The organism is Paenibacillus sp. FSL R10-2796, from assembly GCF_037965315.1.
Taxonomy (GTDB): domain Bacteria; phylum Bacillota; class Bacilli; order Paenibacillales; family Paenibacillaceae; genus Paenibacillus_AQ; species Paenibacillus_AQ odorifer.
The window spans coordinates 5,615,785-5,640,904 of record NZ_CP150178.1 but is presented as its reverse complement, the minus strand read 5'-3'; the positions used below and the strand labels follow the sequence as shown (position 1 = coordinate 5,640,904).

Here is a 25,120-nt window from a genome sequence, read left to right as displayed (position 1 = left end):
TCACAGATACAGTATCAACGCGCTGTTATAATACAGCTAAGCCGACATTACTTTAGAAACACCTCGGCGGACGTATGGCAGGGAATGAACTCCTTTTCATACGTCCGCCGCCGAATCAGCTTTATAAGCTGTGAAGGGTGTTTCTCTTTTTTTTGTCTTTTTTAGGCCTAACGGTGTTGATATATTTATTTAATGGTTCATTCTGTAACAGATACAGTTTAGGGCAGATTATGCTGAGTTTGCTTGCTGCTTTCGTAATTGATGATTATCCTGTATGATTATCTTATGATGAAGTGGGATTTCACCAATTTTTAGGAGGCAAGCACTCTATGGAGACCGTGTTTAGCAAAATTATTGAGGGTACTATTCCTTCCAAAAAAGTATTTGAGAATGAACGTATTCTTGCATTTTACGACATCGAGCCGGCTGCACCGGTACATGTGTTGATCATTCCCAAGAAGTTCATTGCTTCAATGAATGATGTTACACCTGAGGATCTTCCGCTAATTGCTGAAATCCACAGTGTAGCCCAACAGATCGCCAAAGACCTTGGAATTGCTGAGTCTGGTTATCGTTTAATCAATAATTGCGGACCTGATAGTGGACAAGCTGTGCCTCATCTTCATTATCACCTGCTGGGTGGAGCCAAGCTGGGTGCGCTCACTGGAAACTCAGCTTCGCACGCATAGCATAATCATTTAATGTTGAAGAACTTGCCAGAAAAAAGAATAGCACGAAGGTTGACACGTTATTTCCGTTTGACCTATAATGGAGTTTGATAAACCGTGTTATGCTCTTGGACGGTATGGTCGGAGGGAGGGGAAACCTGTGTCTGAAACGAAAGTTCGCAAAAACGAGACAATTGATGCTGCACTTCGTCGCTTTAAACGTTCCATCGCAAAAGATGGTGTCTTGGCTGAGGTGAAGAAACGCAAACATTACGAAAAGCCGAGCGTTAAGAAAAAGCTGAAGTCTGAGGCTGCTCGTAAGAGAAAGTTTTAGGAGGATTACCCACGCATGAATCTTAGCGAGAGATTGAACGAAGATATGAAGCAAGCGATGAAGAGTAAGGACAAGTTCACGCTCTCCACGATTCGAATGGTTCGTTCTACAATAAAGTATCTTGAAATAGATCTGAAGAGAACATTGGACGACAACGAAGTGCTTGATATCCTTAGTCGTGAAATCAAACAGCGCAAAGATGCCCTCCAAGAATTTGAATCAGCGGGTCGCGACGAGCTTGCCGCGAGTACAAAAGCAGAAATCGAGATTATTATTAAATATCTTCCCGAGCAACTTTCCGAAGAAGAAATTAAAGTAATTGTACAGCAGACCATCCAGGAAACCGGTGCTTCTTCGAAGAGCGAAATGGGGAAGGTCATGAGCGCACTGATGCCTAAGGTCAAAGGTCGCGCTGATGGTAAACTCGTGAACCAGGCGGTTCTGCAATTTCTGCAATAATATAGCACTAGCACCCCTTGCAAAAGGGGTGCTTTTCTATGTTATGAAACGTAAATCCAATTTCAGCGTATTAAAGGTTATGAGTTCTGGGTCAAGCTAAAGAAGGGAGGTAAAATCATTGAGAAGATTACGGAAAATACTGTTAGCTAGCATTCCTGTGGTCCTGCTGTTACTCCTCCTGACACCCTTTGCAACGAATGTAAGCGCTGACGGGACAGCCCCGAAAACACCGGGGGTTACGAACAGTGAGCTGAAAAAAGGTCCCGTGTTTATTATTCCGGTAGATCAAAAGATTGAACGGGGTTTGCAAAGCTTTTTGGAAAGAGGATTTGAAGAAGCCGCTAATTATGGAGCAGTCCTTATTCTACTAGAGGTCGATACACCTGGAGGGCTGGTAAAATCGGCAGAAGAGATTGGGACGATGGTAAGAGAGAGTGAAATACCAACAGCTGCCTATATTAAAGGTGATGCCGCTTCTGCAGGCAGTTACATAGCACTTAATGCAGGTGCAATAATCATGAAGCCGGGCAGTATGATCGGCTCCGCTTCCTTGGTAGACATGAATGGTCAAAAAGTCGATGATGCCAAAATGATATCCTACTGGAGATCTAAAATGATCGGCGCTGCTGCTCTGAATGATCGTGATCCAGACATTGCTGCTGGAATGGTGGATAGTAATTTGGTCGTGGATAAGCCAGAGCTTGGAGTGACTAAGACACAGGGAGAAATCATTGCCTTGTCTAGTGAAGAAGCTTTAAAAGCTGGTTACGCTGATCAAATTACAGATACCCCTGAAGAGGCAATTCAGTGGCTTGGATATACTACAGACGACATCTTTCGCGTAGAGCATACCGGTGCGGAAAAAATGTCGCAATTTCTGACCAATCCGATTATTATGACGATTCTGCTGTTCATTGGGATTACAGGCGTTGTCATTGAACTGATTGTTCCAGGCTTTGGTGCGCCAGGAATTATCGGGACGTTGGCTTTTGTGTTATATTTCTTCGGCAACTATGTTGCAGGATTCGCCGGAGCGGAAACTTGGCTCTTGTTTATCATTGGGCTTGTCATGCTTGTGCTGGAGCTCTTTGTGCCTAGCTTCGGAATATTGGGGCTCCTAGGCTCTGTCAGCCTTGTAGCGGGTGTTGTACGAGCTGCTTACAGCTATAAGCATGCACTGCTCAGTCTAGGTATCTCTTTCGTAGCTGCGACTATAGTTGTAGTAATTGTTGCGGTCATTTTTAAAGAACGAGGGATATGGAACAGATTTATTTTGAAGGAAAGCCTTACTAAAGATCAGGGATTTGTGCCTGTAGAAGAGAAGCTTAGCTTATTAGGCGCTACAGGAACCAGTATTACTCCACTTCGTCCCTCAGGAACGGCTATGATAGGCGGCGAACGTGTGGATGTTGTTACAGAAGGTAGTTTTATTAGTGCTAATGCACCGGTCTCTGTTATTAAAGTAGAGGGCGGACGGATTGTTGTGAAAGAAATCAAGGAATAAGGTAAACACTGGAACCAATAATAGTTCTACAACAAATTTACGGAGGTTATATAGTATGGGTGAAGCATCTTTGATTCCTATTCTGTTCATCGCGGTAGTGGTGATTATTGTATTGAGCGTGTTTTTAAGTTTCTTCCCGGTTATGCTCTGGATTTCAGCATTAGCATCGGGCGTTAGAATCAGTATTATTACGCTGGTGGCGATGAGACTGCGTCGTGTAACCCCAAGTCGTATCGTTAACCCAATGATTAAAGCGACTAAGGCAGGTCTTGGACTGAACATTAATCAACTGGAGAGTCACTATCTCGCAGGTGGTAACGTAGACCGTGTTGTTAATGCGCTTATTGCAGCACAACGTGCAGATATTCCTTTGGAATTTACTCGCGCAGCAGCCATTGATCTTGCAGGACGTGATGTGCTGCAGGCTGTGCAAATGAGCGTTAACCCTCGTGTAATTGAGACACCGGTTGTTGCGGCTGTTGCTAAGAACGGGATTGAAGTTAAGGTAAAAGCGCGCGTAACTGTTCGTGCCAATATCGACCGCCTCGTGGGTGGTGCGGGTGAAGAAACGATTATTGCCCGTGTTGGTGAAGGGATTGTAACGACAGTAGGTTCGAGTGATTCCCATAAAGATGTCCTTGAGAACCCGGATTTGATTTCGCGGACGGTATTGTCCAAAGGGCTTGACTCAGGTACTGCTTTTGAGATCCTCTCCATTGATATTGCGGATATCGATGTAGGCAAGAACATCGGTGCTTATCTACAAACCGAGCAAGCAGAAGCAGATAAACGCATTGCCCAAGCCAAAGCGGAAGAACGCAGAGCGATGGCTGTCGCTCACGAGCAAGAGATGAAGGCGCGCGTAGTAGAGATGAAGGCGCTTGTTGTGGAAGCTGAATCTCAGGTGCCTATGGCAATGGCTGAGGCGCTCAGAAATGGCCAAATCGGCGTGATGGATTATATGAATATCAAAAACATCGAGGCAGATACCCAAATGCGGGGCTCTCTCGGCAAAATGAATGATCAGGACGACAATAACCGTCCTAACAATAATAAATAAAAGGGGATGTGAATCTCCATGAGCTGGATCTATATTATTGCGGTTATTATATTCGCGATCGTATCCAATGTGAATAAAGCAACTAAAAACAAGCCCAAAGGAGCTCCTCGCGGGGGAATGCCCACTTTTGGGGGCGGAGAGGATTCTCCGCTCCGCCGGGTAAAACGCCCGGATATCGATGGAGGGCGCCAAGCGGAGTCTGGCAGTGGATTTCCTGCTCCTGTTAGCACCTCTTCCCGGCAGTCGAGGTCAGAGGATAACCGGGAGTATGATGCCTCTCCTGCCTTTCCAGAACCCGCGTATATACCAACTCCAGATTATTCTACTGGAGAAGGAATGTCTTTGGAGCATGCCGATGACGGAGTTGAATTACGCACACAAAGAATGCAAGAAGAGGTGCGGCGCCTTCAATCTGCTTTTGACGGGATAGCGGGTGCAGATACCAAAAGATCAAATAAGACTAAAAACACAAACTCACCCTCTGCGGCAGACCAGACACATGGAACAGGGAGTCGTGACGACCTGCGCAATGGTGTAGTCTGGGCAGAGATTCTGGGACCACCGCGTTCTCGTCAGCCGCATTCCACCCGAAGATAATATTTACGGATCATAGTAACAATAAAGCCTCGGTTTCCTATCTTTACGATAGGTTGCCGGGGCTTTTTTTTGCTTTTTTCACACTTGAAGGGTCCTCCTTTGTTACTTCTTCTCATAAAAAAAAGCGTTGCCGCATAAGGTGTACAGAAGGCAGGAAGGGGGAACGTCTACTTATGACCCGTATTGGCCGCAGGCTGCGGGGATGGACAAACGGGGTACTGGATCTACCACAGGACTTATTACAGGAAATGCCCCGGATCACCCTGATCGGCAATAAGGAACTGCATATTGAGAATCATCGCGGCGTGCTGCATTTTTCCTCTGGTCAGCTTAAGCTCGCGTTAGCTAAAGGATCGCTTGAAATCACGGGCGAGGGACTTGTCATCCGAAATATTCTAGGCCAGGAATTGGCTGTAGAAGGCGTTATCGGGGAGATCAGATATAACGAAAGCGAGGAGAGATCATGAAGGAGCCACCTCTGTCATCACTGCGGGGGTTCGTTACACTGCATGTGACGGGACCTCAGGTGGAGCGATTTATTAATTTCATTTCTGAAGCAGGAATCATGATTTGGGATGTGAGGCCCGCTGAGGGCGGCGCTTCCCTTAAGCTGCTTCTGGATGATTTTTATGTCCTCCGGCCGATTTTAAAAAAGACAGGCTGTCGTATGCACGTTACCGGTAGAAGCGGACTTCCATTTCTTATGGCGCGGCTGTGGAAAAGGAAATTTTTTGGCATAGGTATTTTGATGTTTGGAATTACACTTTTTATGTTATCTACGATGGTATGGAGTATTAGAGTCGAAGGGAATGAAAAAATTGCTTCTGAGGATATATTGGCTGCCGCTCGCCAGGAGGGTGTGTATCCTTTTCAGTGGATATGGCGTCTGGAGGAGCCGGACAAGCTCTCTAAGGGGCTGCTGGCCCATTTACCGGGTGTTTCTTGGATAGGGCTGCAACGGACGGGGACGAGCATCAAAATTCAGGTTGTAGAGGCTAAACAGCCCGATATCAAACCTTTGCTTAGCCAACGGCATTTAATTAGCCGAACAGATGCGGTGGTAACAGAAATATATGCGGAGCAGGGCAGACCGGTAGTAGCGCGTAATTCGCGTGTGAAAAAAGGGGATATCCTGATTTCCGGTGCTCTTGGAGACGAAGAAAATGTAGAGTATGTGGTAGCCAAGGGTGAGGTTAAGGGGTTGGTTTGGCATGAGTACAATATCGAGGTTCCGCTTGAAACAACCAATAGCACCTACACTGGGGAGCGTAAGGATCGCACCTATCTCGTGTTGGGGAAATGGGCTATTCAGCTGTGGGGTTATGGCAAATCCTCCTTTGAGAATTCAAAGACGCTCACAGAGCATGATCCGCTGTCTTGGCGCTCTATTGAGCTGCCGCTGGGCCTGATGACTGAGAAAGAAATGGAGATCAATGAAACAAAGGATACGATAACTCCAGAAGCTGGAGTAGCGAGGGGAATTGAGCGGGCGAAGAATGATATTTTAGCTCGATATGGTGTTGATAGCGTCATCAAAAGTCAAAAAGTTTTGCATGAGAAGAAAGAGAATGGTAAAGTTTATATGAAAGTGATCTTTGAAGTAGAAGAAAAAATTTCCGAAGAACTGCCAATAGTAAACAATTGAGGAGAATGAGGCTACTTGTCAGAACAGACTGCAAGCATTCGTATATCTTTGCAAAATGCGGGAGAAGCGCAATCGCTGTTTGGCCCGCAGGATGGATTCTTAAAAATCATCGAGAGTGAAATTCCCGCCATTATTGATTCGCGTGAAGCAGAGCTAACGATTCGTGGAGCTGAGCGGGAAGTAGACATGCTGGGGCAATTGTTTAATGTGCTACTGTCCCTCATTCGGAGCGGTTACATACTTACTGAACGTGATGTGCAGTACGCTGTGGAACTGGCGAAAGATTTTCGTGCTGATCAATTGCTCGATTTGTTCAAAGGAGAAATTACTACAACTTTTCGCGGAAAGCCTATCCGTGTCAAAACGGTCGGCCAGAAGCATTATGTGACAACGATCAAGAAGCGTGATATTGTATTCGGAATCGGTCCTGCAGGAACGGGGAAGACCTACTTGGCAGTGGTGCTTGCAGTTACGGCACTGAAAGAAGGTTCGGTTAAGCGTATTGTTCTTACGCGTCCCGCAGTAGAAGCAGGAGAGAGTCTAGGATTCCTTCCAGGGGATTTGCAAGAAAAGGTAGATCCATATCTGCGTCCGCTTTATGATGCATTATACGACGTTATGGGGCCCGATCAGGTGGCTAAGGCACTTGAACGGGGATTGATTGAGATTGCTCCGCTGGCTTATATGCGCGGACGTACATTGGATGATTCATTTATCATCTTGGATGAAGCGCAGAATACAACACCTGAGCAAATGAAAATGTTCCTGACTCGACTCGGCTTCGGGTCCAAAATGGTGATTACAGGTGACGTTACCCAGATTGACCTGCCCCGCGGCAAGAAATCCGGTTTGATTGAAGCCAAAGCGATTTTATCCGGCATAGAAGAACTTGGCTTTGTCTACTTCGCGGAACAGGATGTAGTACGGCATTCCCTGGTGCAGAAAATTATCGTTGCCTATGACCGCTCTGCCGAAAACCTCCAATAAAGGGGATTGTCTTCATGGCTTCAAAGCAACCATCTAAATTAAGCGGATTTGTATATACGAACAACGGATGGAAGTATAGCGCAGTGACACGCTATGCTCTTTTCCTGTTACTCGGACTAGTGTTCTACTTCAGCTTGTCGCCAGAATTGCTACCTAAGAAATATGATATTAAAGAGAATACTTACAGTGCAAAGGAAATAACGGCACCGAAACAAATTAAGGACACCAAAGCTACGTTAAAAGCAGCTGAGGAAGCGGCCGAAAGCGTATCTCCCAAGTACAAAATTATCCCGATGAGGGCAGACAACCTAGTGACCTCGCTGCTGGACCGGATAGATCGCCTCAATCAGGATGATCTGATCTCGCAAAGCGATAAGACGGGGATTTATCGTGATGAAATCCCGCAGAGAGCCAGCGATTTCATCTTGAATTTCGTAGCTTCCAATCGGGGCAGCGCTACATATTCAGATCACCTCTTGGATGAAATGCAATCTGTCATCAAAGAGCAGACCTATGTCATTCCGGAAGAGACTTACATTAAGATTCCGCGCCTGACCTCTCAGGACATTATCGAGATGAAGCCTGTCGCCCGAGATATTGTAACTAGGCTGATGAATGATCAGATTACAGATGCGCAGACCGCTCGCGCCAAGGTAGCGGAACAGGTCAGTATTAGTTCTCTAAGCCAGCGTACAGCGCGTGAGGTTGTTCAGGAGCTTGTGCGTCTTGTGATCACAAGTAACAAGTTCTACGATGAGGATGCTACCAAGGAAGCGAAGGTACAAGCCCGGGAGAACACACCTGATGTATTCATTGAGCAAGGGGACACGCTTGTTGCTAAGGGGCAGCTAATTACTCCAGAGCTCTACACTCTTTTGGATGAGAATGGACTACTAAGCAATGAGGTGAATTACTGGCCACAGTTAGGCCTATTGATTCTCTCTGCGATGCTCTCCGTCGGTTTGCTTGCGTTCATTCGTTATTCAGGCGGCACCTCAGGCTTTAAGTACAACAATTCTCAGCTATTGATGCTGGTGCTTGTATTTGTTATAACTATTATCTCTATGCGGCTGGCCGCTGTTTTGCAGACCGATGTCCGATCTTATATCGGATTCCTGGCACCGGTGGCGATTGGCGCAATGTTAATTGCAATGCTTCTGGACATGCCTTTGGCCTATTTTTGCTCCATTCTATTCAGTGTACTGGCGAGTGTTATTTTGAATGTGCAGCAGAACTCAATCTTTGATTTTAACTTTGGTTTCTTTGCCATCGTGGTTTCGTACGTGGCTATCTTTGCGACTCACCGTGCGGGTCAACGCTCCACGCTCCTTAAAGGCGGGATTATGGTATCGCTTTTTGGCTGTCTGACAGTCTTTATGCAGATACTGTTAGGTGGAGGAGCATGGAAAGAGGTAGGTACCTTGTATTCGGTTGGTTTTGCTTTTGCAGGGGGACTATTGACGGCTGTACTTGTGATTGGGCTAATGCCTTTTTTCGAGGCAACCTTTGGTATTCTATCGGCATTGAAGCTGGTAGAATTGTCTAATCCAAACCACCCGCTGCTGCGCAAACTGCTTACCGAAACGCCGGGAACCTATCACCATAGTGTAATGGTAGGTAACCTGTCAGAAGCTGCCGCGGAAGCGATTGGAGCAGATGGCTTATTATGCCGGGTTGGATCGTATTATCATGATATTGGTAAAACAAAACGTCCGTTTTATTTTATCGAGAATCAAAATAATATGGAAAATCCACATGACTCTATTGAACCGAAACTTAGTAAATCTATCATCGTTGCCCACGCCCGTGACGGGGTGGAAATGCAACGAGAATATAAGCTGCCAAAACCAATCCGTGATATTGCGGAGCAGCATCATGGAACAACGTTCCTGCATTATTTTTACCATAAGGCACTGAAGCTGGCGGAAGAAAAAGGTGTCGATCCTGATTTTACCGAGGAAGATTTCCGTTATCCTGGACCGAAAGCCCAGTCGAAGGAAGCGGCCGTTGTGGGAATTGCCGACAGTGTCGAGGCTGCAGTGAGATCATTGCGTAAGCCAACTGTTCTGCAGGTGGAAACGATGATTGAGAAGATTATTAAAAGTCGACTGGATGATCATCAGTTTGACGAATGTGATTTGACGATTAAAGAATTGGATATTATTGCACGGACTCTGAAGGAGACGGTTATGGGAATTTTCCACTCACGGATCGAATATCCAGAAGATGTGCGTAAGCCGAAAAAAGAGGAAGGGGCACCTAACCCATGAGTTTGGAGATCGTTTGGGATAACGAGCAGGAAGAATACGAGATAAAGGACGATCTCATTACGCTGCTGGAGAGCATTTTGCAAAAAGCAGGTGAAGCGGAAGGGATCGATCGGGGCGAGGTAGCTCTTACTTTTGTCGATAACGTTCGTATACATGAGTTGAATATGGAGTATCGGGGAATTGACCGTCCGACGGACGTGCTTTCTTTTGCTATGAATGAAAGCGGAGAGGACGAGCTGGACATTATATACGAGGTAGAGGAAGGCGAGGCGCTGGAAGATGTTCCAGACGTACTTGGGGATATAATCATTTCCGTAACTCGTGCGCAGGAGCAGGCGCTGGAATATGGCCATTCACTGGAACGAGAGCTTGGTTTTCTTTTCGTTCACGGATTTCTGCATTTGTTAGGATATGATCATCAGGATGAAGCTTCAGAAGCAGAGATGATGTCCAAGCAAGAAAAAGTACTATCTCAGGTTGGGTTGACGCGCTAATGGTGAAGAACACGGCGGTAGGGCACAAGAAGTTCTGGCACTCTTTTCGGTTTGCATCGCAAGGCTTAGTGTCGGCATTCAAATCCGAGCTTAACATGAAGGTGCATTGCTGTTTAGCGGTGGTTGTGCTAATAGCCGCTGCCGTGTTCAGACTTCCGCTGGCCAGTTGGATGTTGCTGCTGTTCTCGATCACGCTTGTCCTAACTGCCGAATTGCTCAATACGGCGATTGAAGCGACGGTTGATCTGATCTCGCCAGAGATTCATCCACTGGCTAAGAGAGCAAAAGATACCGCCGCAGGAGCTGTGCTTCTCACGGCGGTGTTTGCTGTCTTAGTCGGGATCTATGTTTTTTATCACCCTGTGATGGACTGGATTAGCGGACTTATGTCATAATCAGAATATAAAATCAATTCAGGGGAGAGGCGGACCCGCGTATTGCGATTCCGCCTCTTTCGTTACTGAATAATTTGAAGTGAGTTATGTACCCGAATATATCTCATGAAGTACACTGATAAAATTTAGCGCACGCTGAGAAAATAACGATAAACGAAACTAATTAGATGTTTACGAAGTGAGTTTTGTGCGAAGAAAAATCAATGAAGTCAATACTCACAAAACTTTAGGAGGACAATATATGGATTCTACTCTTCTTATGCAAGAGGCGATTAAAGCACGATCAAAAGCTTACATTCCATATTCCCGATTCGGAGTGGGAGCTGCCCTTCTTGATCAGGATGGTCATATTCACCACGGCTGTAATGTGGAAAATGCAGCTTTTGGCCCAACCAACTGTGCGGAACGGACAGCATTATTTCGTGCGATTGCGGACGGTCACGCTATTGGTTCTTTTAAAGCAATTGCCGTAGTAGCTGACTCGGACGGCCCAGTTTCACCTTGCGGTGTGTGCCGGCAAGTAATGATTGAGTTGTGTTCGCCGGATATGAAGGTTATTCTTGGGAACATGAAGGGTGATATCGTTGAGACTACGGTGGGAGAATTGCTTCCAGGCGCTTTTGGTCCCGTAGATCTGAAGCAAGGACAAGCTCCAGAATAAAATGAGGTTTTGATTTAATGCCTGTGCCTGTTTAAGGGCAAATCAGGCATAGTTAGACGAAGGTTGCTACTTTAATTGCACAATGTACAGTTAAATTGCTACTCTTTCGCGACAAAAATGAATTTAGTTGCAGATAGTACAATTAAATTTATGATAAAGCCCATATTTGGCTCTTAAGACAGGATTTAATTGCACAAAATACAACTAAAACACCAAAAACATAAACTCAACCTAAAATTAGTTGTACAAAGTACAATTAAAAGTGTTCTATCTACCAAGTTAGGCTAAACTGGTGCAAACTATTTGTTTTTAGAGTAACATTACGAGGTAAGCGCCACGGCAAAAGCCGTCAGCGATTCTAATTACGTAAGGTTACTTGTAACACAGCCTAAAGCCAATCATCTCAGTAATCTTTATTCATGGTGAGGGCAATGCGAACCGTGTGAATAAGCGACAGTGAAGCGTGTCCCCGATAGGGGAGGAAAGCGCTCATGCACCATAGTCCCTCTAATCCAGCCTAACGTTGCAGTTACGCCCATTTCCGGGTGTCCAGAGGGCCGGGGCCCTTGGGGTCCCCCTTGGCTAAGGGGGATTTAGGGGGATCGAAAAAGATCTTAAAAGATTTTCAAACGCAAATTTAGAAGGTAAGTATGGAAGGAAGATAATATGAAATTCAAATCAGGCTTTGTCGCAATTATCGGCAGACCAAACGTAGGTAAATCAACACTCATGAACCAGGTCATTGGCCAGAAGATTGCTATTATGTCGGATAAGCCACAAACAACCAGAAACAAAATCCATGGTGTTTACACAACAAACACTTCACAAATCGTATTCCTGGATACACCGGGGATTCATAAAAGACAGTCCAAGCTAGGCGACTACATGAACCAGACTGCAATGAGTACACTGGGTGAAGTAGAAGCAGTGTTATTCCTTGTGGATGCGTCAGAGGGCTTGGGCGGTGGAGACCGTTACATTGCCGAGCAATTAAATGGTCTGAAGACACCGGTGATTCTAGTGCTCAACAAGATCGATAAAATAGAGCCGGAAGCTCTGCTCCCGCTTATGGCTCAATATAACAAGCTGCATGATTTTGCCGAAATTATTCCGATTTCTGCGAAGATGGGCAGCAATGTTAACACGCTGTTAGAGCAGGTTGCCAAGTACTTGCCGGAAGGCCCTCAGTATTATCCGGAAGATCAAATCACGGATCACCCCGAGCAATTTGTCTGCGCGGAATTAATCCGGGAGAAAATTCTGCATTTGACTCGTGAAGAAGTGCCGCACTCTATTGCTGTAGCCATCGAAGATATGAAGGTTGAGCCTAATGGAGTGGTGCATGTTTCAGCTGTTATTTTTGTTGAGCGTGATTCGCAAAAGGGAATTATTATCGGCAAGCAAGGGGCAATGCTGAAAGAGGTCGGCAGACGGGCTCGGACAGATATTGAGAACCTGCTGGGTTCGAAGATTTTTCTGGAGCTATGGGTAAAAGTGAAAAAAGATTGGCGCAATCAGGACCGCGTTCTGCGGGATTTGGGCTTCCATAAAGACCTTTAAGTTAATTCCGTTATTCCTCGTTTGGTAGGAATTGCAAGGATAGAACCTGCTCCATCGCACCATCCTAATTCTTGATAAGAGACATCGTCTTTCCCAAGAAAGGATGAATACGAATGCGAAACTTTTCGTGGAAGTATTTTGCAATGACAGGAGACGTCGATGCTTACCTGCTGTATAAGGAAGCTGGCCATCCGCTTGAAGATAGTGGATTACAGCTAGTGGAGGAAGAGAAGGCCTGTGATGAAGAAGCGCAATAAGGACTGGTTGCTTGCCGAATGGTTGGGGGAAGAGGCATGCTACACAGGGTGGAAGGGATCGTCATCCGCAGCATGGACTACGGCGAGGGGAACGCAATTATTACGCTTTGCACCGAGAACGCGGGAAAAGTAGGGGTTCTGGTGCGTGGCGCAAAGAAGGTCAAAAGCCGCCATGCTGCATTGATCCAACTGTTCACCGTTGGGGAATTTGTTTTTTTTAGAAATAATGGAGGACTTGGGACACTGAATTCTGGCGAAATTACGAAGTCGCACCATCCGCTGCGTGAGGATTTGATCAAAGCTGCTTATGCGTCTTATGCGTGTGAACTGCTTGATCGTGTTCTGCATGATGAGGAAACGGGAAGCTTCTGGTTTCGCCAGCTTACGGCCTGTCTTAATGCACTTGAAGAGGACAAGGAACCCGGCGTTATCATAAATGTCTTTGAAATGAAAATCTTACAGGCAGCCGGTTATGGTCCTGAATTCGATTCTTGTGTAATTTGTGGTGCCGAGAAGCCGGATGATCAACTGCTGGTCAGCCCTCGCCTTGGTGGAGCACTGTGCCGCAGTTGTAAACATAATGACCCTCCAGCCATGGAGGTCTCTGCTCGTGCGTTGAAGCTGCTGCGATTATTCGCCAGACTTGACCTGACTAGACTAGGCAATGTGGATGTAAAGGAAAGCAGCCGGGATGAGCTGAAAAAAATTATGCGGGCCTTTATGGATGTACAACTCGGATTAAAGCTGAAGTCACAAAGTTTCCTAGACCAGCTCGACAAGTACAAGATTTGACGAAAGCTGATTTTTCCGTTACTATAGGATCAGTTTATTATATGATCGTCGTTATGCTCCAAATGGGGAGAGGCGTGCATTGATCGGGAAAGTAGTGGACTGTATTGTCGTTATTCAGCGAGCTGGGGGCAGTGGAAGCCTAGCGGGACAACGTTCATGAACATGGCACCCGGGAGTACGAATGCGGCGAATGAAAGTGGATTTCGTTCTTGTTTTGGCAGCAAACTTGCTTATACAAGGTATGAAATCAAGTAGGGTGGAACCGCGGGAGAATAAGTTAAGCTCTCGTCCCTATGTCTGTTAATCAGGCATGGGGGCGGGGGCTTTTTGTTGCTGTCAGGAGCTAAAAGTGCCGCCTCCATGGTAGAAAGTTTTAGGCAAGCTGTTGTAAAAAACTTGTAAAGCGAAGGAGACGGTATTATGAACTTCCAGCAGATGATTTTGACACTGCAGCAGTTCTGGGCTGAACAGAACTGTATCATCGTACAGCCTTATGACACAGAAAAAGGCGCCGGCACGATGAACCCTATGACTTTTTTACGCTCACTAGGTCCTGAGCCTTGGAGAGTGGCTTACGTAGAGCCTTCACGTCGTCCCTCCGATGGTCGTTACGGAGAGAACCCGAACCGTCTGTATCAGCATCACCAATTCCAAGTAATCATCAAACCCTCACCAGATAACATTCAAGAGATCTATTTGGATAGCTTGAAAGCACTCGGTATTGATCCGCTCTTGCATGACATCCGTTTTGTAGAGGATAACTGGGAGAATCCGTCACTGGGCTGTGCGGGTCTGGGATGGGAAGTATGGCTGGACGGTATGGAGATCACTCAATTTACTTACTTCCAGCAGGTAGGTGGCATCGAAGCTAACCCTGTTGCTGTAGAAATCACTTACGGGATGGAGCGCTTAGCCTCTTACATTCAGGATAAAGAAAATGTGTTCGATCTTGAATGGGTAAGCGGTATGACTTATGGTGATGTTTTTCATCAGCCGGAGTTCGAGCATTCTACCTACACTTTTGAAGTATCGGATGTAAAAATGTTATTCTCGCTGTTCAACATGTATGAAGAGGAAGCACGTAGAGCGATGGAGAAACATCTTGTGTTTCCAGCCTACGATTATGTGTTGAAATGCTCACATAGCTTTAATCTACTCGATGCGCGTGGGGCAATTAGTGTAACTGAACGGACTGGATTTATTACCCGAGTGCGTAATCTTGCCCGCTCCGTAGCGGCAACATATCTTGAGGAACGCGAGAAGCTTGGCTTCCCGCTGCTGAAGAAAGAAGGTGCTGACCGTGTCTAAAGATATCCTGTTTGAGATCGGTCTGGAGGAAATTCCTGCACGTTTTATCCGTGCTGCGATGGAACAGCTGCAAGATAGAATGTCCAAGTGGTTGGATTCTGCACGTATAAACCATGCTGGAGTTACTGCATATGCTACGCCACGTCGTCTCGCTGTATTTGTTAAGGACGCGGCTGAGAAGCAAGAGGATATTAGTGAAGAGGTCAAGGGACCTTCACGCAAAATCGCGCTGGATGCTAACGGCGACTGGAGTAAAGCTGCACTAGGATTTGCCCGCAGTCAGGGTGTATCTCCAGAGCAATTTACATTTAAAGAGCTAGCTGGCGTGGAATATATTTATGCCACAAAAAATAGTGCGGGTGTAGAGACTGCTTCTTTGCTCACAGAAGGACTTCTGGGTATTGTAAATGCGATGACTTTCCCGAAGAACATGCGCTGGGGAGCTTACGATTTTAAATTCGTTCGTCCGATTCGCTGGATGGTTGCTCTTTTTGGTAAAGAGATCATTGATTTGGAAATTACGGATGTAAAAGCGGGTAATGTGAGCCGTGGACATCGTTTTCTGGGTACAGAGACTGTAATCTCGGAGCCTGCACAATATGTGGAGAGCATGCGCGCGCAGCATGTACTTGTGGATGTGAAGGAACGGGAAACGCTTATCCTGGATCAAATCAACAAGTTGGCTGAAGAGAAAAGCTGGACGATTGCGATTAAAGAAGATCTTTTGGAAGAAGTACTGTTCTTGGTAGAAACACCAACCGTGCTCTTTGGAACCTTTGATCCATCTTTCTTAGAGATTCCTCAGGATGTGCTGATTACCTCGATGCGTGAGCATCAGCGTTATTTCCCTGTTTTTGATGCAGCTGGCAAGCTACTTCCATTCTTTGTAACCGTACGTAACGGGAATGCAGAATCCTTGGATGTTATCGCTAAGGGAAATGAAAAAGTGCTTCGTGCTCGTCTATCAGATGCCAAATTCTTCTATCAAGAAGATCAAAAGATGAAGATTGACGATGCGTTAGCCAAGCTTGAAAACATTGTTTACCATGAAGATTTGGGCAGCGTAGGGGATAAGGTGCGCCGTATTCGCCAAATCTCTGATCGTCTGGCTGTGAAGCTTGGACTATCAGCTTCTGCTGTGTCCGAAGTAAGTCGCACTGCGGATATTTGTAAATTCGACCTTGTAACACAAATGGTTTATGAATTTCCTGAGCTGCAAGGAACAATGGGTGAAGATTATGCACGTAAAGCAGGCGAGCCTGAAACTGTGGCAAAAGCGATCTTCGAGCATTATCAGCCACGATTTGCAGGAGATGCTGTACCTTCAACAGAAGCAGGTTCAGTTGTCAGCATAGCGGACAAAATCGATACGATTGTTGGCTGCTTCTCCATCGGCATCATCCCGACAGGATCTCAGGATCCATATGCCCTGCGCCGTCAGGCTGCAGGTATTGTCCAAATTGTGCTTGAGCATAAATTGCCAATTACGCTGCGCGAAATTTTTGAAGCGGCGATTGAAATTCATGAAAATTCAGGAAATACGAAACATTCTGGAGATGAACTACGTATAAACCTGTACGAGTTCTTCGGTCTGCGTGTAAAACGTCTTTTATCTGACAATGTACGCTATGATGTTGTGGACGCTGTAACAGCGGCTGGTTTTGACGACGTGGTAGATGTTGTGGGCAGAAGCCGTGCTCTTATGGCTGCTGTGTCCGACCAAGCAGATTTCAAGATTACCGTAGATTCGCTTACTCGTGTCAGTAATTTGGCAAGTAAAGCAACCAGTGAAGTGATTGATCCTGCTTTACTTAAAGAAGATGCTGAATTGCAGCTTTTTAATACATGGCAGGAGCTTCACGCACCTTACCTTGAAGCTATGGCGGCAAAAAATGCCGAAGAAGCACTTCGGATTCTTTCGGGTCTAAAAGACGCCGTTACAACATTTTTTGATTCCGTTATGGTTATGGCGGAGGACGAGCAAGTGCGTGCTAACCGTTTGGCTCTGCTTGCTGGTATTGATGCTGACTCCAAGTCGTTCGCTGATTTTGCGAAGCTTGTCTGGTAATTTTAATCAAGAAAATTTGAATCTTATGGTATAGAATGTTGGTTTGGGGTATAAATATACGGAACGGTGCCAATGCGTCATTTGACATCCGTTCCGTATTTATGCTTAGAAAGAAGGATTTCTTGCGGAGAGGGCGTATATATATTACACGGGAAATTGGTGATGATCATGGAGAAGTCCCAGTCTAGAACGATAGTGGTGGATGGGGATGCTTGTCCGGTCAAAAAAGAGATCGCTGAGGTAGGTCGCACCTTTGGTGTTCCGGTTCTTATGGTATCTTCTTATGACCATGCACTGAAAGCTGAAGAGGGTGTAACGGTTGTGCAGGTGGATCGAGGAGATCAGAGTGCCGATCTATATATTGCCAATCATATTACTGCAGGAGATGTGGTATTGACTCAAGATTATGGTCTTGCGGCACTTGCACTAGGTAAACGATGCAGTGTGCTTTCATTTCGTGGTCAGGAATACGACAATTCCAAGATGGATTTTATGTTGGAGGGAAGACATGCCAGGGCCGTTGAACGAAGACGGGGACATTATTCCAAGGGTCCAAAACCCATAACGGCAGAAGAAAAAACTTATTTTCAACATAAACTGACAAAACTTTTAATACTTTTGCAGGAGAATGTGGAGCAATAGCGAATTATATTTATTTGTTAAGAGATGAAGGTGGTTGAAGTGGCTAGCGGACACGGCAATATTCCGGAAGAGGTTATCGAAAGCGTGCTTGCGCGTCATGATATAGTCGATACAGTCGGTAAGGTTGTTCATTTGTCCAAGCAGGGGAAATATTTATGGGGCCTCTGCCCGTTCCATTCGGAGAAAACCCCTTCCTTTACTGTTACCCCCGACCGGGGAGTATTTCATTGCTTTGGCTGCGGTATGGGTGGAAATGCCATCAAATTTAGGATGGAAATCGAAGGATTAACCTTCCCCGAAGCTGTCAGAATAATGGCTGAAGAAAGTGATATTCCCGTTCCAGAAGGTAAGGGAGGTATGATGTCTCCCCCTGATCCGGAACGCGACCGGTTGATTCAAGCTTATGAATGGTCGGCAAAGTTCTATCATTACTTGCTGAAGAACACGGAACACGGCAAAGCCGCTATGGACTATTTAAGAGGCCGGAACTTCAGTGATAAAATGATTGACCAGTTTCAGATCGGATACGCTCCGGACCGCTGGGATACTTTGTTGCAGTTTTTGGAAAAACGAAATTTTGACCTTGCGGAAATGGAGAAAGGCGGACTTCTGTCAGCCCGCGGTGAGGGCAAAGGCTATTTGGATCGTTTCCGTGGCCGGATTATCTTTCCGATTGCCAACCGTACAGGCAAGGTAATCGCATTCGCCGGAAGAATACTTGGAGAGGGTCAACCTAAGTATTTAAATTCTCCGGAGAGTAGATTGTTTAACAAAAGCCGGATATTGTACAATTTGCACCAGTCCAAAGCATCCATTCGCAAAACTCGACAAATCGTCCTGTTTGAAGGATATGGAGATGTCATCTCATCCTGGGAAGCGGGTGTGCATAACGGCGTAGCAACGATGGGAACGTCCTTGACGGAGGGTCATGTGGCACTGATGAAAAGCCTGGCTGATGAAATTATACTGTCTTACGACGGTGACCGGGCGGGACAAGCAGCAGCCATGAAAGCCATTCCGATGCTTGAAGGCAGCGGCCTGCGTGTAAAGATCGCCTTACTGCCAAGCGGGGTGGATCCGGATGAATTTATCTCCAAGCATGGAGGAGAAAGATTTAAAGATCAGGTTATTGATTCAGCAGTTTCATCCATAAAATTTAAGCTTATATATCTGAAAAAAAACCATATACTCCTAGAGGAAGATGGCAAAATCGCCTATGTCAAGGAGGCCTTAGAAGTTATTGCTTCACTGCATTCCTCAACAGAGCGAGAGGTTTATCTGAAGGAAATCGCTGCTGAACTCGAACTTTCCTATGATAGTTTGAAGCAGGATTGTAATTTACTTAGGGCATCGATGCAAAAAAACATCCCTGAAGGGGATAATAACGACAAAAGGTGGAATAATGGTAGGCATAAAAAAGGGCAGGTGCAGACACCGACCTTACTACCCGCTTATCATGTCGCGGAACGGCGTCTATTGTCCTTTATGATTCAGGACCCGGAAGCCGCCACGTATGTGGGCGAACGCCTCGGAGAAGATTTCAACATCGTTGATCATGCGGCAATTGCTGCTTATCTATATGCCTATTACGCGCAAGGCAAACCACCCGGCATTAGCCGGTTTCTATCATCACTTCAGGATGATCGTCTGGAGAAAACTGCGACATCAATATCCATGATGGATACCCCTCCGGACTGGAATATGCAGGTTCTAGATGATTGTATTCGTGAAGTGCGGAAATACCCACTGCAACGCAAAATGGAACAGAAGCGTGAAGAGATGATTCAGGCTGAAAAGTCAGGTGACTTTTTGCGTGCGGCACAAATAGCAAGTGAGATTATAGCCCTAGAGAGACAATGACATGTTGACAGGATGTACCTAGGGAGGAGGGAGTCGAATTATGGCGAACGATCAGCATACTGAATTGGAAGCAGAATTTACTTTGGATCAGGTTAAGGATCAGCTCATTGAGCAAGGTAAGAAAAGATCATCATTAAATTACAAAGATATTATGGAGAAATTATCGCCGTTTGATCAAGACCCCGAGCAAATGGAGGAGTTCTACGAGCAACTCAGTGATTTGGGAATTGAGGTTGTAAACGAGAACGATGAAGAGGTTAACAGCCTCCGACCAAGTGAGGATAATGAGGATAAAGACAGCGATGATTTCAGCTTTGATGACGATCTGTCGCTGCCACCAGGGATCAAGATTAATGACCCTGTCCGTATGTATCTAAAAGAAATCGGACGCGTTCCTTTGTTGTCGGCTGACGATGAAGTTGAGCTTGCTATGCGGATTAAGAATGGCGATGAAGAAGCTAAACGCCGGCTTGCAGAAGCGAACCTGCGTCTCGTAGTAAGTATCGCGAAACGTTATGTCGGACGCGGTATGCTGTTCCTGGATCTGATTCAGGAAGGTAATATGGGTCTGATCAAAGCAGTAGAGAAATTTGACCATAACAAGGGATTCAAATTTAGTACGTATGCGACTTGGTGGATTCGCCAGGCCATCACTCGTGCGATTGCGGATCAGGCGCGTACCATTCGTATTCCTGTACACATGGTGGAAACGATCAACAAGCTGATTCGGGTTTCTCGCCAATTGCTGCAAGAACTGGGACGCGAACCTTCCCCAGAGGAAATTGCGGCTGAGATGGAACTGACGGTGGAGAAAGTTAGAGAGATCATGAAGATTGCCCAAGAACCTGTATCCTTGGAAACACCAATTGGTGAAGAAGATGACTCTCATCTAGGAGACTTCATTGAGGATCAGGAAGCATTGGCTCCTGCGGATGCAGCGGCTTATGAACTCCTGAAGGAACAGCTGGAGGATGTGCTGGACACGCTCACGGAGCGTGAAGAGAATGTACTTCGCCTGCGTTTTGGCCTTGATGATGGACGGACAAGAACGCTTGAAGAAGTCGGCAAGGTGTTTGGTGTTACCCGGGAACGGATCCGCCAGATTGAAGCCAAGGCATTGCGCAAACTTCGTCACCCTAGCCGCAGTAAACGGCTTAAGGATTTCCTTGAATAGTATTTCATGAACTGGACCTTCTGCTGCTCAGTGGCAGGAGGTTCTTTTATTTGAATTTACGCTGGTAAAAAATGTGTTGACCTTGTGTATCTGGAAAGAAGGATGAGCCAGTGAATTTGGAAAAACGCGACATCATTATAAAAGAGATTCAGTATTGGAGAAAAAGCCGGTTGCTGCCAGAGCAGTATTGCGATTTCTTAACCAATCTGTATGACGATGAGGATGCGAATAAGGATAACAATCCAATTTCGCTGAGAAATTTACAGCAGGGAAGCATCAAAATTTGGCTGTTTTCTTTTGGAATTATTTCCTTGATTTTCTTGATTAGTCTTTATTTTAGCGTTTTTCCCTGGCCTTTGCAACTTGCAACCGCACTATCTGTATTAATTATTTGTTATGGATACTCCGCCGTTTATAAGGACCGGAACAATGTTATCAGTCTTATCCTAGCGGGGCTGGGCAGTGTTTTAACGCTTGGTTTTGGGCTATGGCTGATTGATTTGCATGATCTGGATCCTCAGCTCTGGAGGCCTATTCTAATTGGGTGCTGCGGCTTGTTATGGTGTATTTTGGGATTTTTACTCCGGATAGGTTTGTTGCAGTACTGTGGTTTTGCTTTTTGGGCATTACTGTATGCAGGGTTCTTCGGTGGAAGAAGCCCGGAGGCCTCTATATTTGAACTGGAGTTCCTATGGCTGCCATTGTGTGTGCTGATGGTATGGTTAAGCTGGCTTTTGCATCATAAGGTAAGAGGTGTTGCCAGTGTTTATTTTGCAGTGGGAGTATCGCTTTGGATCATGCCAGAGCTTGACGCTCTTTTATTAAGACAGGATTATCCGCAGTGGATTTCATTGATGCTGATCCTAAAGATTGCAGCAGGGTTAGCTTTGTTGTTTGGGTTTCGAAAAAAATGGATAACGTGGGTGGCAACATGAACAATGTGAAATTATCAGATCGGCTTCAGCAATTGCTGGAGCAAATTCCGCAAGGAAGCAGATTAGCAGATATCGGTTCCGATCATGCCTTGCTTCCTGTGGCCGCTGTCGAAAGCGGTAAGGCTGTGTTTGCAATTGCAGGTGAAGTAAACCCGGGTCCCTTTGATGCTGCTTGTAAGGGCGTTGCAGAGGCTGGACTAGGGAAGGTGATCTCGGTGCGCCGTGGAGATGGCCTTGAGGTTCTGGAACCTGGTGAAGTCAATTGTATCACGATTGCTGGTATGGGAGGCGCATTAATTGCCGCGATTCTGGACCGGGGTCAAAGCCAGGGGAAGCTAAAAGAGGTTACAACCCTTTTGCTTCAACCGAATGTAGGCGAGGATATTTTGCGCCGCTGGTTATTAAATAATAAATGGGTACTCGTAGCTGAGAGAATATTGGAAGAAGACGGGAAGCTATATGAAGTATTGACGGCTGTACCAGAAAATACGGAAGCTGGAATTACAAATGAAAGTGTATATCGTGAATTAACCTTGGGGGATTCCGCTAAAGTCCTTGGGCAAGAGGCCTTGCTTCAAATGGGACCATGGCTGCTTCAAGCACCAAATGCTGTGTTTTTTGCTAAGTGGCAGGGTGAGATTCAGAAATTGGAAGGCATTTTAACATCGTTGTCACGTTCAGAACTCGAATCTGCTGAGCATAAACGGAAACAGATTCAAGGTCAGATCAGGGAAATTACGGAGGTGCTACAATGTTTGCCAAGGGACAAACAGTAATTCAGTATATGGAGCAACTGGCTCCTAAGCATTTAGCTGAGGATTGGGACAAAATTGGCCTTCAACTGGGCACGCTGCAAAAAGAAATCACTAATGTATTAGTTGCTTTAGATGTGAATGATGAGGTAGTTGAAGAAGCGATTCGTCTAGGCTGCAATTTGATTATTGCGCATCATGCGATTATTTTCCGTCCATTGCAAGGAATCCAGACAGACACACCGGCGGGCAAAATGTATGAAAAATTAATTAAGAATGACATTGCGGTGTACATCAGCCACACCAATCTGGATGTCACCGAAGGTGGAATGAATGATTGGATGGCTGAAGCTCTTGGCATAGAAAACGGAGTACCCATCAAAGACATTCACTCCGAGCAATTATCAAAGCTGGTAGTATTTGTGCCGAAGGATCATCATCAGAAGGTTCTGGATGCTATTCTGAATGCTGGAGCAGGGGCAATTGGCAACTATAGTCATTGCAGCTTCAATATCGAGGGATACGGTACTTTTATTCCAGGAGAAGGCACGGATCCTTATATCGGGGAAAAAGGTAAGATGGAACGTGCCGAGGAAATTCGTATTGAGACGATCGTCCCGCACTCCATCCGCAATAAAGTGGTGCAGGCTATGCTTAAGGCCCATCCTTATGAAGAGGTTGCCTATGATTTGTACTCAATGGATCTTAAAGGCCGCAGCTTAGGACTTGGGCGGGTAGGAAAGCTCAAAGAGCCTACAACCCTTGGACAATTCGTGGAGACGGTAAAAAAAGGCCTGAAGGTAGACCATGTACGGGTTGTTGGTGATTTGGACCGTCCGATTCGTAAAGCTGCCGTTCTCGGCGGCTCGGGTGGAAAGTATTATAACAGTGCTATTTTCCGCGGTGCGGATGTCCTGGTTACTGGGGATCTGGATTATCATACAGTTCAGGATGCTGCGCTCGCCGGAATCACTCTGATTGATCCGGGACATAATGCGGAGAAGATCATGAAAGAGAAAGTAGCGGAGTGGATGGCTGGAAAATTGGCCGAGCATAAGTATGATACAGCTGTGCATGCTTCGCAGGTGAATACGGAGCCATTTAAGTTCCTATAAAATTGCCATTTAATAATGCTTGTGCCAGACATGTGATGTCTGTATAATATATAATGTTGTTCGGAAAGTTTGACAGACAATCGCCGGTGACGTGAAGACGTCACGGGAGGAAAGTCCGGGCTCCATAAGGCAGGATGCTGGATAACGTCCAGTCGGCGCGAGCTGAAGGATAGTGCCACAGAAATGGACCGCCGATGGCTGCCTTAGGGCGGCACAGGCAAGGATGGAACCGAGGTGTAAGAGACCCCGAGGAACGCTGGTGACTTCGTTCCTGGTAAACCCCATCTGGAGCAAGACCTAATGAGACGCAGCTGAATAAGCAGCCTTAGCCTGAGGCGCGTCTAGGTTGGTCGCTGGAGCTGTGCAGTAATGTATGGCCTAGATAGATGATTGTCGCTTATGGTGGGAGGGTAGTTCCCGATCGAACCACGACGAGCACAGAACCCGGCTTACGGCAAACTTTCCTAACTGCAACGTTATAATAACAACACCATACAAACGGCGACGTATCCCGGTAACCCGGCCTACGCCGCCTTTTTTGTTGCAAACAAATGCGGATACGGCAAATATATAAAGCGGTGAATGCGATAACATGCAGGGATTTGGAACGTGATATGCAGAAATTAGACTTTTTAGAAGAATTGCTAGCGGCTGATGGGCTGATGAGCTGATGGCTGGTGGTTGATGAGCAGATGGCTGGTGGTTGATGAATAGATGGCTGGTGGTTGATGGTTGATGGTTGATGGTTGATGGTTGATGGTTTGATGGTTTGATGAGCTGATATGCTAACGGACCGAGATGCAGCTATTTGTGTATTTTATGCCTTTTTGGAGGAGTTTCGGACTGGAGAGCCGTTATTCGGCATAAATAGGGTGGATATCGGGCGTTTTGGATCGAATAGTGACTATGGGGTCCGATAGCAAACCAAATGAGCGGAATTGATGCAAATAAGAGCGCTGGGGTCCGATACAAACCTCCAGAACTCCAGAACTCCAGAACTCCAGAACTCCAGAACTCCAGAACTCCATGGTTACTTTGACGCCAGAATTAGACTAGTAGCTAGCAAAATGTAACAATGCGGAGCTTGGCTAATCTTCTGCGGAAAGATTGGTATCAGAAGCATCATATCAATAAGAACCTCTGGCTGTACTTCGCTGTGAAATCGGAGTTAGTTGAGTGGCAGATGAGTTGAGTAACTAGAGGATGTTTGGTGATGCGGAAAGCGAAATGTGGGAAATGGGACATTTGACGTGCAAATTTGCTGAATGCGAAATGAGATGTGTAGAAATGCGAATGTGGAAATACGAAATAAGCTGTACAGAGGCGCTGAATAATGGCAATTCGAAATGTGAAGAGCAAAAATTGCTGAATGTGAAATGTGAAATGTGAAATTACGAAATGAGCTATGTAGTGCCACAAAAGTAGAAATACGAAAATGAGATGTGCAGAAATGCGTAAATGTAACATTCTGCAAATGCGCAAAAGTGAAAGCTCAGAAATCTGCTCACAAAAAACGGCTTCCCCGTCCAATAAAGGATGGAGAAGCCGTTTTATTTTGCCATCGTAGGTATTGATTACGAGCA

General features: G+C 45.9%; 24 protein-coding genes and 1 other RNA gene. All 25 read left to right on the top strand.

The window, feature by feature from the left end; translation table 11 throughout:
• Nucleotides 1–329 precede the first annotated feature (329 nt).
• Nucleotides 330–689: a histidine triad nucleotide-binding protein gene (locus NST58_RS25325; RefSeq protein ID WP_036683863.1), complete on the top strand. Its 360-nt coding sequence runs from the start codon at nt 330–332 to the stop codon at nt 687–689.
• 139 nt (nt 690–828) lie between these two features.
• Entirely contained in the window at nt 829–1,002 is a 174-nt protein-coding gene (rpsU, locus tag NST58_RS25320; protein ID WP_036657994.1) for a 30S ribosomal protein S21, read from the top strand.
• Between the two features lie 15 nt (nt 1,003–1,017).
• A complete protein-coding gene (locus NST58_RS25315; RefSeq protein WP_036683862.1) occupies nt 1,018–1,461 on the top strand; it encodes a GatB/YqeY domain-containing protein in 444 nt (147 codons plus the stop codon).
• Nucleotides 1,462–1,579: 118 nt separating this feature from the next.
• Entirely contained in the window at nt 1,580–2,965 is a 1,386-nt protein-coding gene (locus NST58_RS25310) for an NfeD family protein (RefSeq protein WP_076192094.1), read from the top strand.
• Nucleotides 2,966–3,020: 55 nt separating this feature from the next.
• Entirely contained in the window at nt 3,021–4,025 is a 1,005-nt protein-coding gene (gene floA, locus NST58_RS25305; protein WP_036683849.1) for a flotillin-like protein FloA, read from the top strand.
• An 18-nt stretch (nt 4,026–4,043) separates the two neighbouring features.
• Nucleotides 4,044–4,622: a hypothetical protein gene (locus NST58_RS25300; RefSeq protein ID WP_076128994.1), complete on the top strand. Its 579-nt coding sequence runs from the start codon at nt 4,044–4,046 to the stop codon at nt 4,620–4,622.
• A gap of 173 nt (nt 4,623–4,795) precedes the next feature.
• Nucleotides 4,796–5,089, top strand: coding sequence for a sporulation protein YqfC (gene yqfC, locus NST58_RS25295; protein WP_036683844.1), 294 nt, complete (start codon nt 4,796–4,798; stop codon nt 5,087–5,089).
• The gene (gene yqfD, locus NST58_RS25290; RefSeq protein WP_076128997.1) at nt 5,086–6,267 is read left to right on the top strand and encodes a sporulation protein YqfD; all 1,182 of its coding nucleotides are present in this window, start codon (nt 5,086–5,088) and stop codon (nt 6,265–6,267) included. Before yqfC ends, yqfD begins: the two co-directional genes overlap by 4 nt.
• A gap of 15 nt (nt 6,268–6,282) precedes the next feature.
• Nucleotides 6,283–7,254 carry a PhoH family protein gene (locus NST58_RS25285; protein WP_036683834.1) on the top strand — a complete coding sequence of 324 codons (972 nt, stop codon included), beginning with the start codon at nt 6,283–6,285 and terminating at the stop codon, nt 7,252–7,254.
• A gap of 14 nt (nt 7,255–7,268) precedes the next feature.
• A complete protein-coding gene (locus NST58_RS25280; protein WP_076128999.1) occupies nt 7,269–9,524 on the top strand; it encodes an HDIG domain-containing metalloprotein in 2,256 nt (751 codons plus the stop codon).
• A complete protein-coding gene (ybeY, locus tag NST58_RS25275; protein ID WP_339244522.1) occupies nt 9,521–10,018 on the top strand; it encodes an rRNA maturation RNase YbeY in 498 nt (165 codons plus the stop codon). The genes NST58_RS25280 and ybeY overlap by 4 nt, the downstream gene beginning before the upstream one ends.
• Complete coding sequence (locus NST58_RS25270) at nt 10,018–10,413, top strand: diacylglycerol kinase family protein (protein ID WP_076129003.1); 396 nt, start codon at nt 10,018–10,020, stop codon at nt 10,411–10,413. Before ybeY ends, NST58_RS25270 begins: the two co-directional genes overlap by 1 nt.
• 241 nt (nt 10,414–10,654) lie before the next feature.
• Nucleotides 10,655–11,074 (top strand): cytidine deaminase, encoded by a 420-nt coding sequence (locus tag NST58_RS25265; RefSeq protein WP_076221046.1) that lies wholly within the window; start codon nt 10,655–10,657, stop codon nt 11,072–11,074.
• 666 nt (nt 11,075–11,740) lie between these two features.
• The gene (gene era / locus NST58_RS25260) at nt 11,741–12,634 is read left to right on the top strand and encodes a GTPase Era (RefSeq protein WP_036683823.1); all 894 of its coding nucleotides are present in this window, start codon (nt 11,741–11,743) and stop codon (nt 12,632–12,634) included.
• A 113-nt stretch (nt 12,635–12,747) separates the two neighbouring features.
• A complete protein-coding gene (locus tag NST58_RS25255; protein ID WP_076098533.1) occupies nt 12,748–12,891 on the top strand; it encodes a YqzL family protein in 144 nt (47 codons plus the stop codon).
• Nucleotides 12,892–12,927: 36 nt separating this feature from the next.
• Complete coding sequence (gene recO / locus NST58_RS25250) at nt 12,928–13,683, top strand: DNA repair protein RecO (protein ID WP_036683821.1); 756 nt, start codon at nt 12,928–12,930, stop codon at nt 13,681–13,683.
• A gap of 420 nt (nt 13,684–14,103) precedes the next feature.
• Nucleotides 14,104–14,991 carry a glycine--tRNA ligase subunit alpha gene (gene glyQ, locus NST58_RS25245; RefSeq protein WP_036683820.1) on the top strand — a complete coding sequence of 296 codons (888 nt, stop codon included), beginning with the start codon at nt 14,104–14,106 and terminating at the stop codon, nt 14,989–14,991.
• Complete coding sequence (gene glyS, locus NST58_RS25240) at nt 14,984–17,059, top strand: glycine--tRNA ligase subunit beta (RefSeq protein ID WP_076185259.1); 2,076 nt, start codon at nt 14,984–14,986, stop codon at nt 17,057–17,059. Before glyQ ends, glyS begins: the two co-directional genes overlap by 8 nt.
• Before the next feature lie 162 nt (nt 17,060–17,221).
• Nucleotides 17,222–17,701, top strand: a complete 480-nt coding sequence (locus NST58_RS25235; RefSeq protein WP_076220169.1) for a DUF188 domain-containing protein — start codon at nt 17,222–17,224, stop codon at nt 17,699–17,701.
• 39 nt (nt 17,702–17,740) lie between these two features.
• Nucleotides 17,741–19,561 carry a DNA primase gene (dnaG, locus tag NST58_RS25230; protein WP_036683805.1) on the top strand — a complete coding sequence of 607 codons (1,821 nt, stop codon included), beginning with the start codon at nt 17,741–17,743 and terminating at the stop codon, nt 19,559–19,561.
• A gap of 40 nt (nt 19,562–19,601) precedes the next feature.
• A complete protein-coding gene (gene rpoD / locus NST58_RS25225; protein ID WP_036683799.1) occupies nt 19,602–20,735 on the top strand; it encodes an RNA polymerase sigma factor RpoD in 1,134 nt (377 codons plus the stop codon).
• A gap of 110 nt (nt 20,736–20,845) precedes the next feature.
• Complete coding sequence (locus NST58_RS25220; protein WP_036683797.1) at nt 20,846–21,670, top strand: hypothetical protein; 825 nt, start codon at nt 20,846–20,848, stop codon at nt 21,668–21,670.
• A 5-nt stretch (nt 21,671–21,675) separates the two neighbouring features.
• Nucleotides 21,676–22,446 carry a class I SAM-dependent methyltransferase gene (locus NST58_RS25215; protein WP_076192145.1) on the top strand — a complete coding sequence of 257 codons (771 nt, stop codon included), beginning with the start codon at nt 21,676–21,678 and terminating at the stop codon, nt 22,444–22,446.
• A complete protein-coding gene (locus NST58_RS25210; protein ID WP_076098536.1) occupies nt 22,422–23,537 on the top strand; it encodes a Nif3-like dinuclear metal center hexameric protein in 1,116 nt (371 codons plus the stop codon). Before NST58_RS25215 ends, NST58_RS25210 begins: the two co-directional genes overlap by 25 nt.
• 64 nt (nt 23,538–23,601) lie before the next feature.
• An RNA gene (gene rnpB / locus NST58_RS25205) (RNase P RNA component class A) lies at nt 23,602–24,004 on the top strand.
• Nucleotides 24,005–25,120: the final 1,116 nt, after the last annotated feature.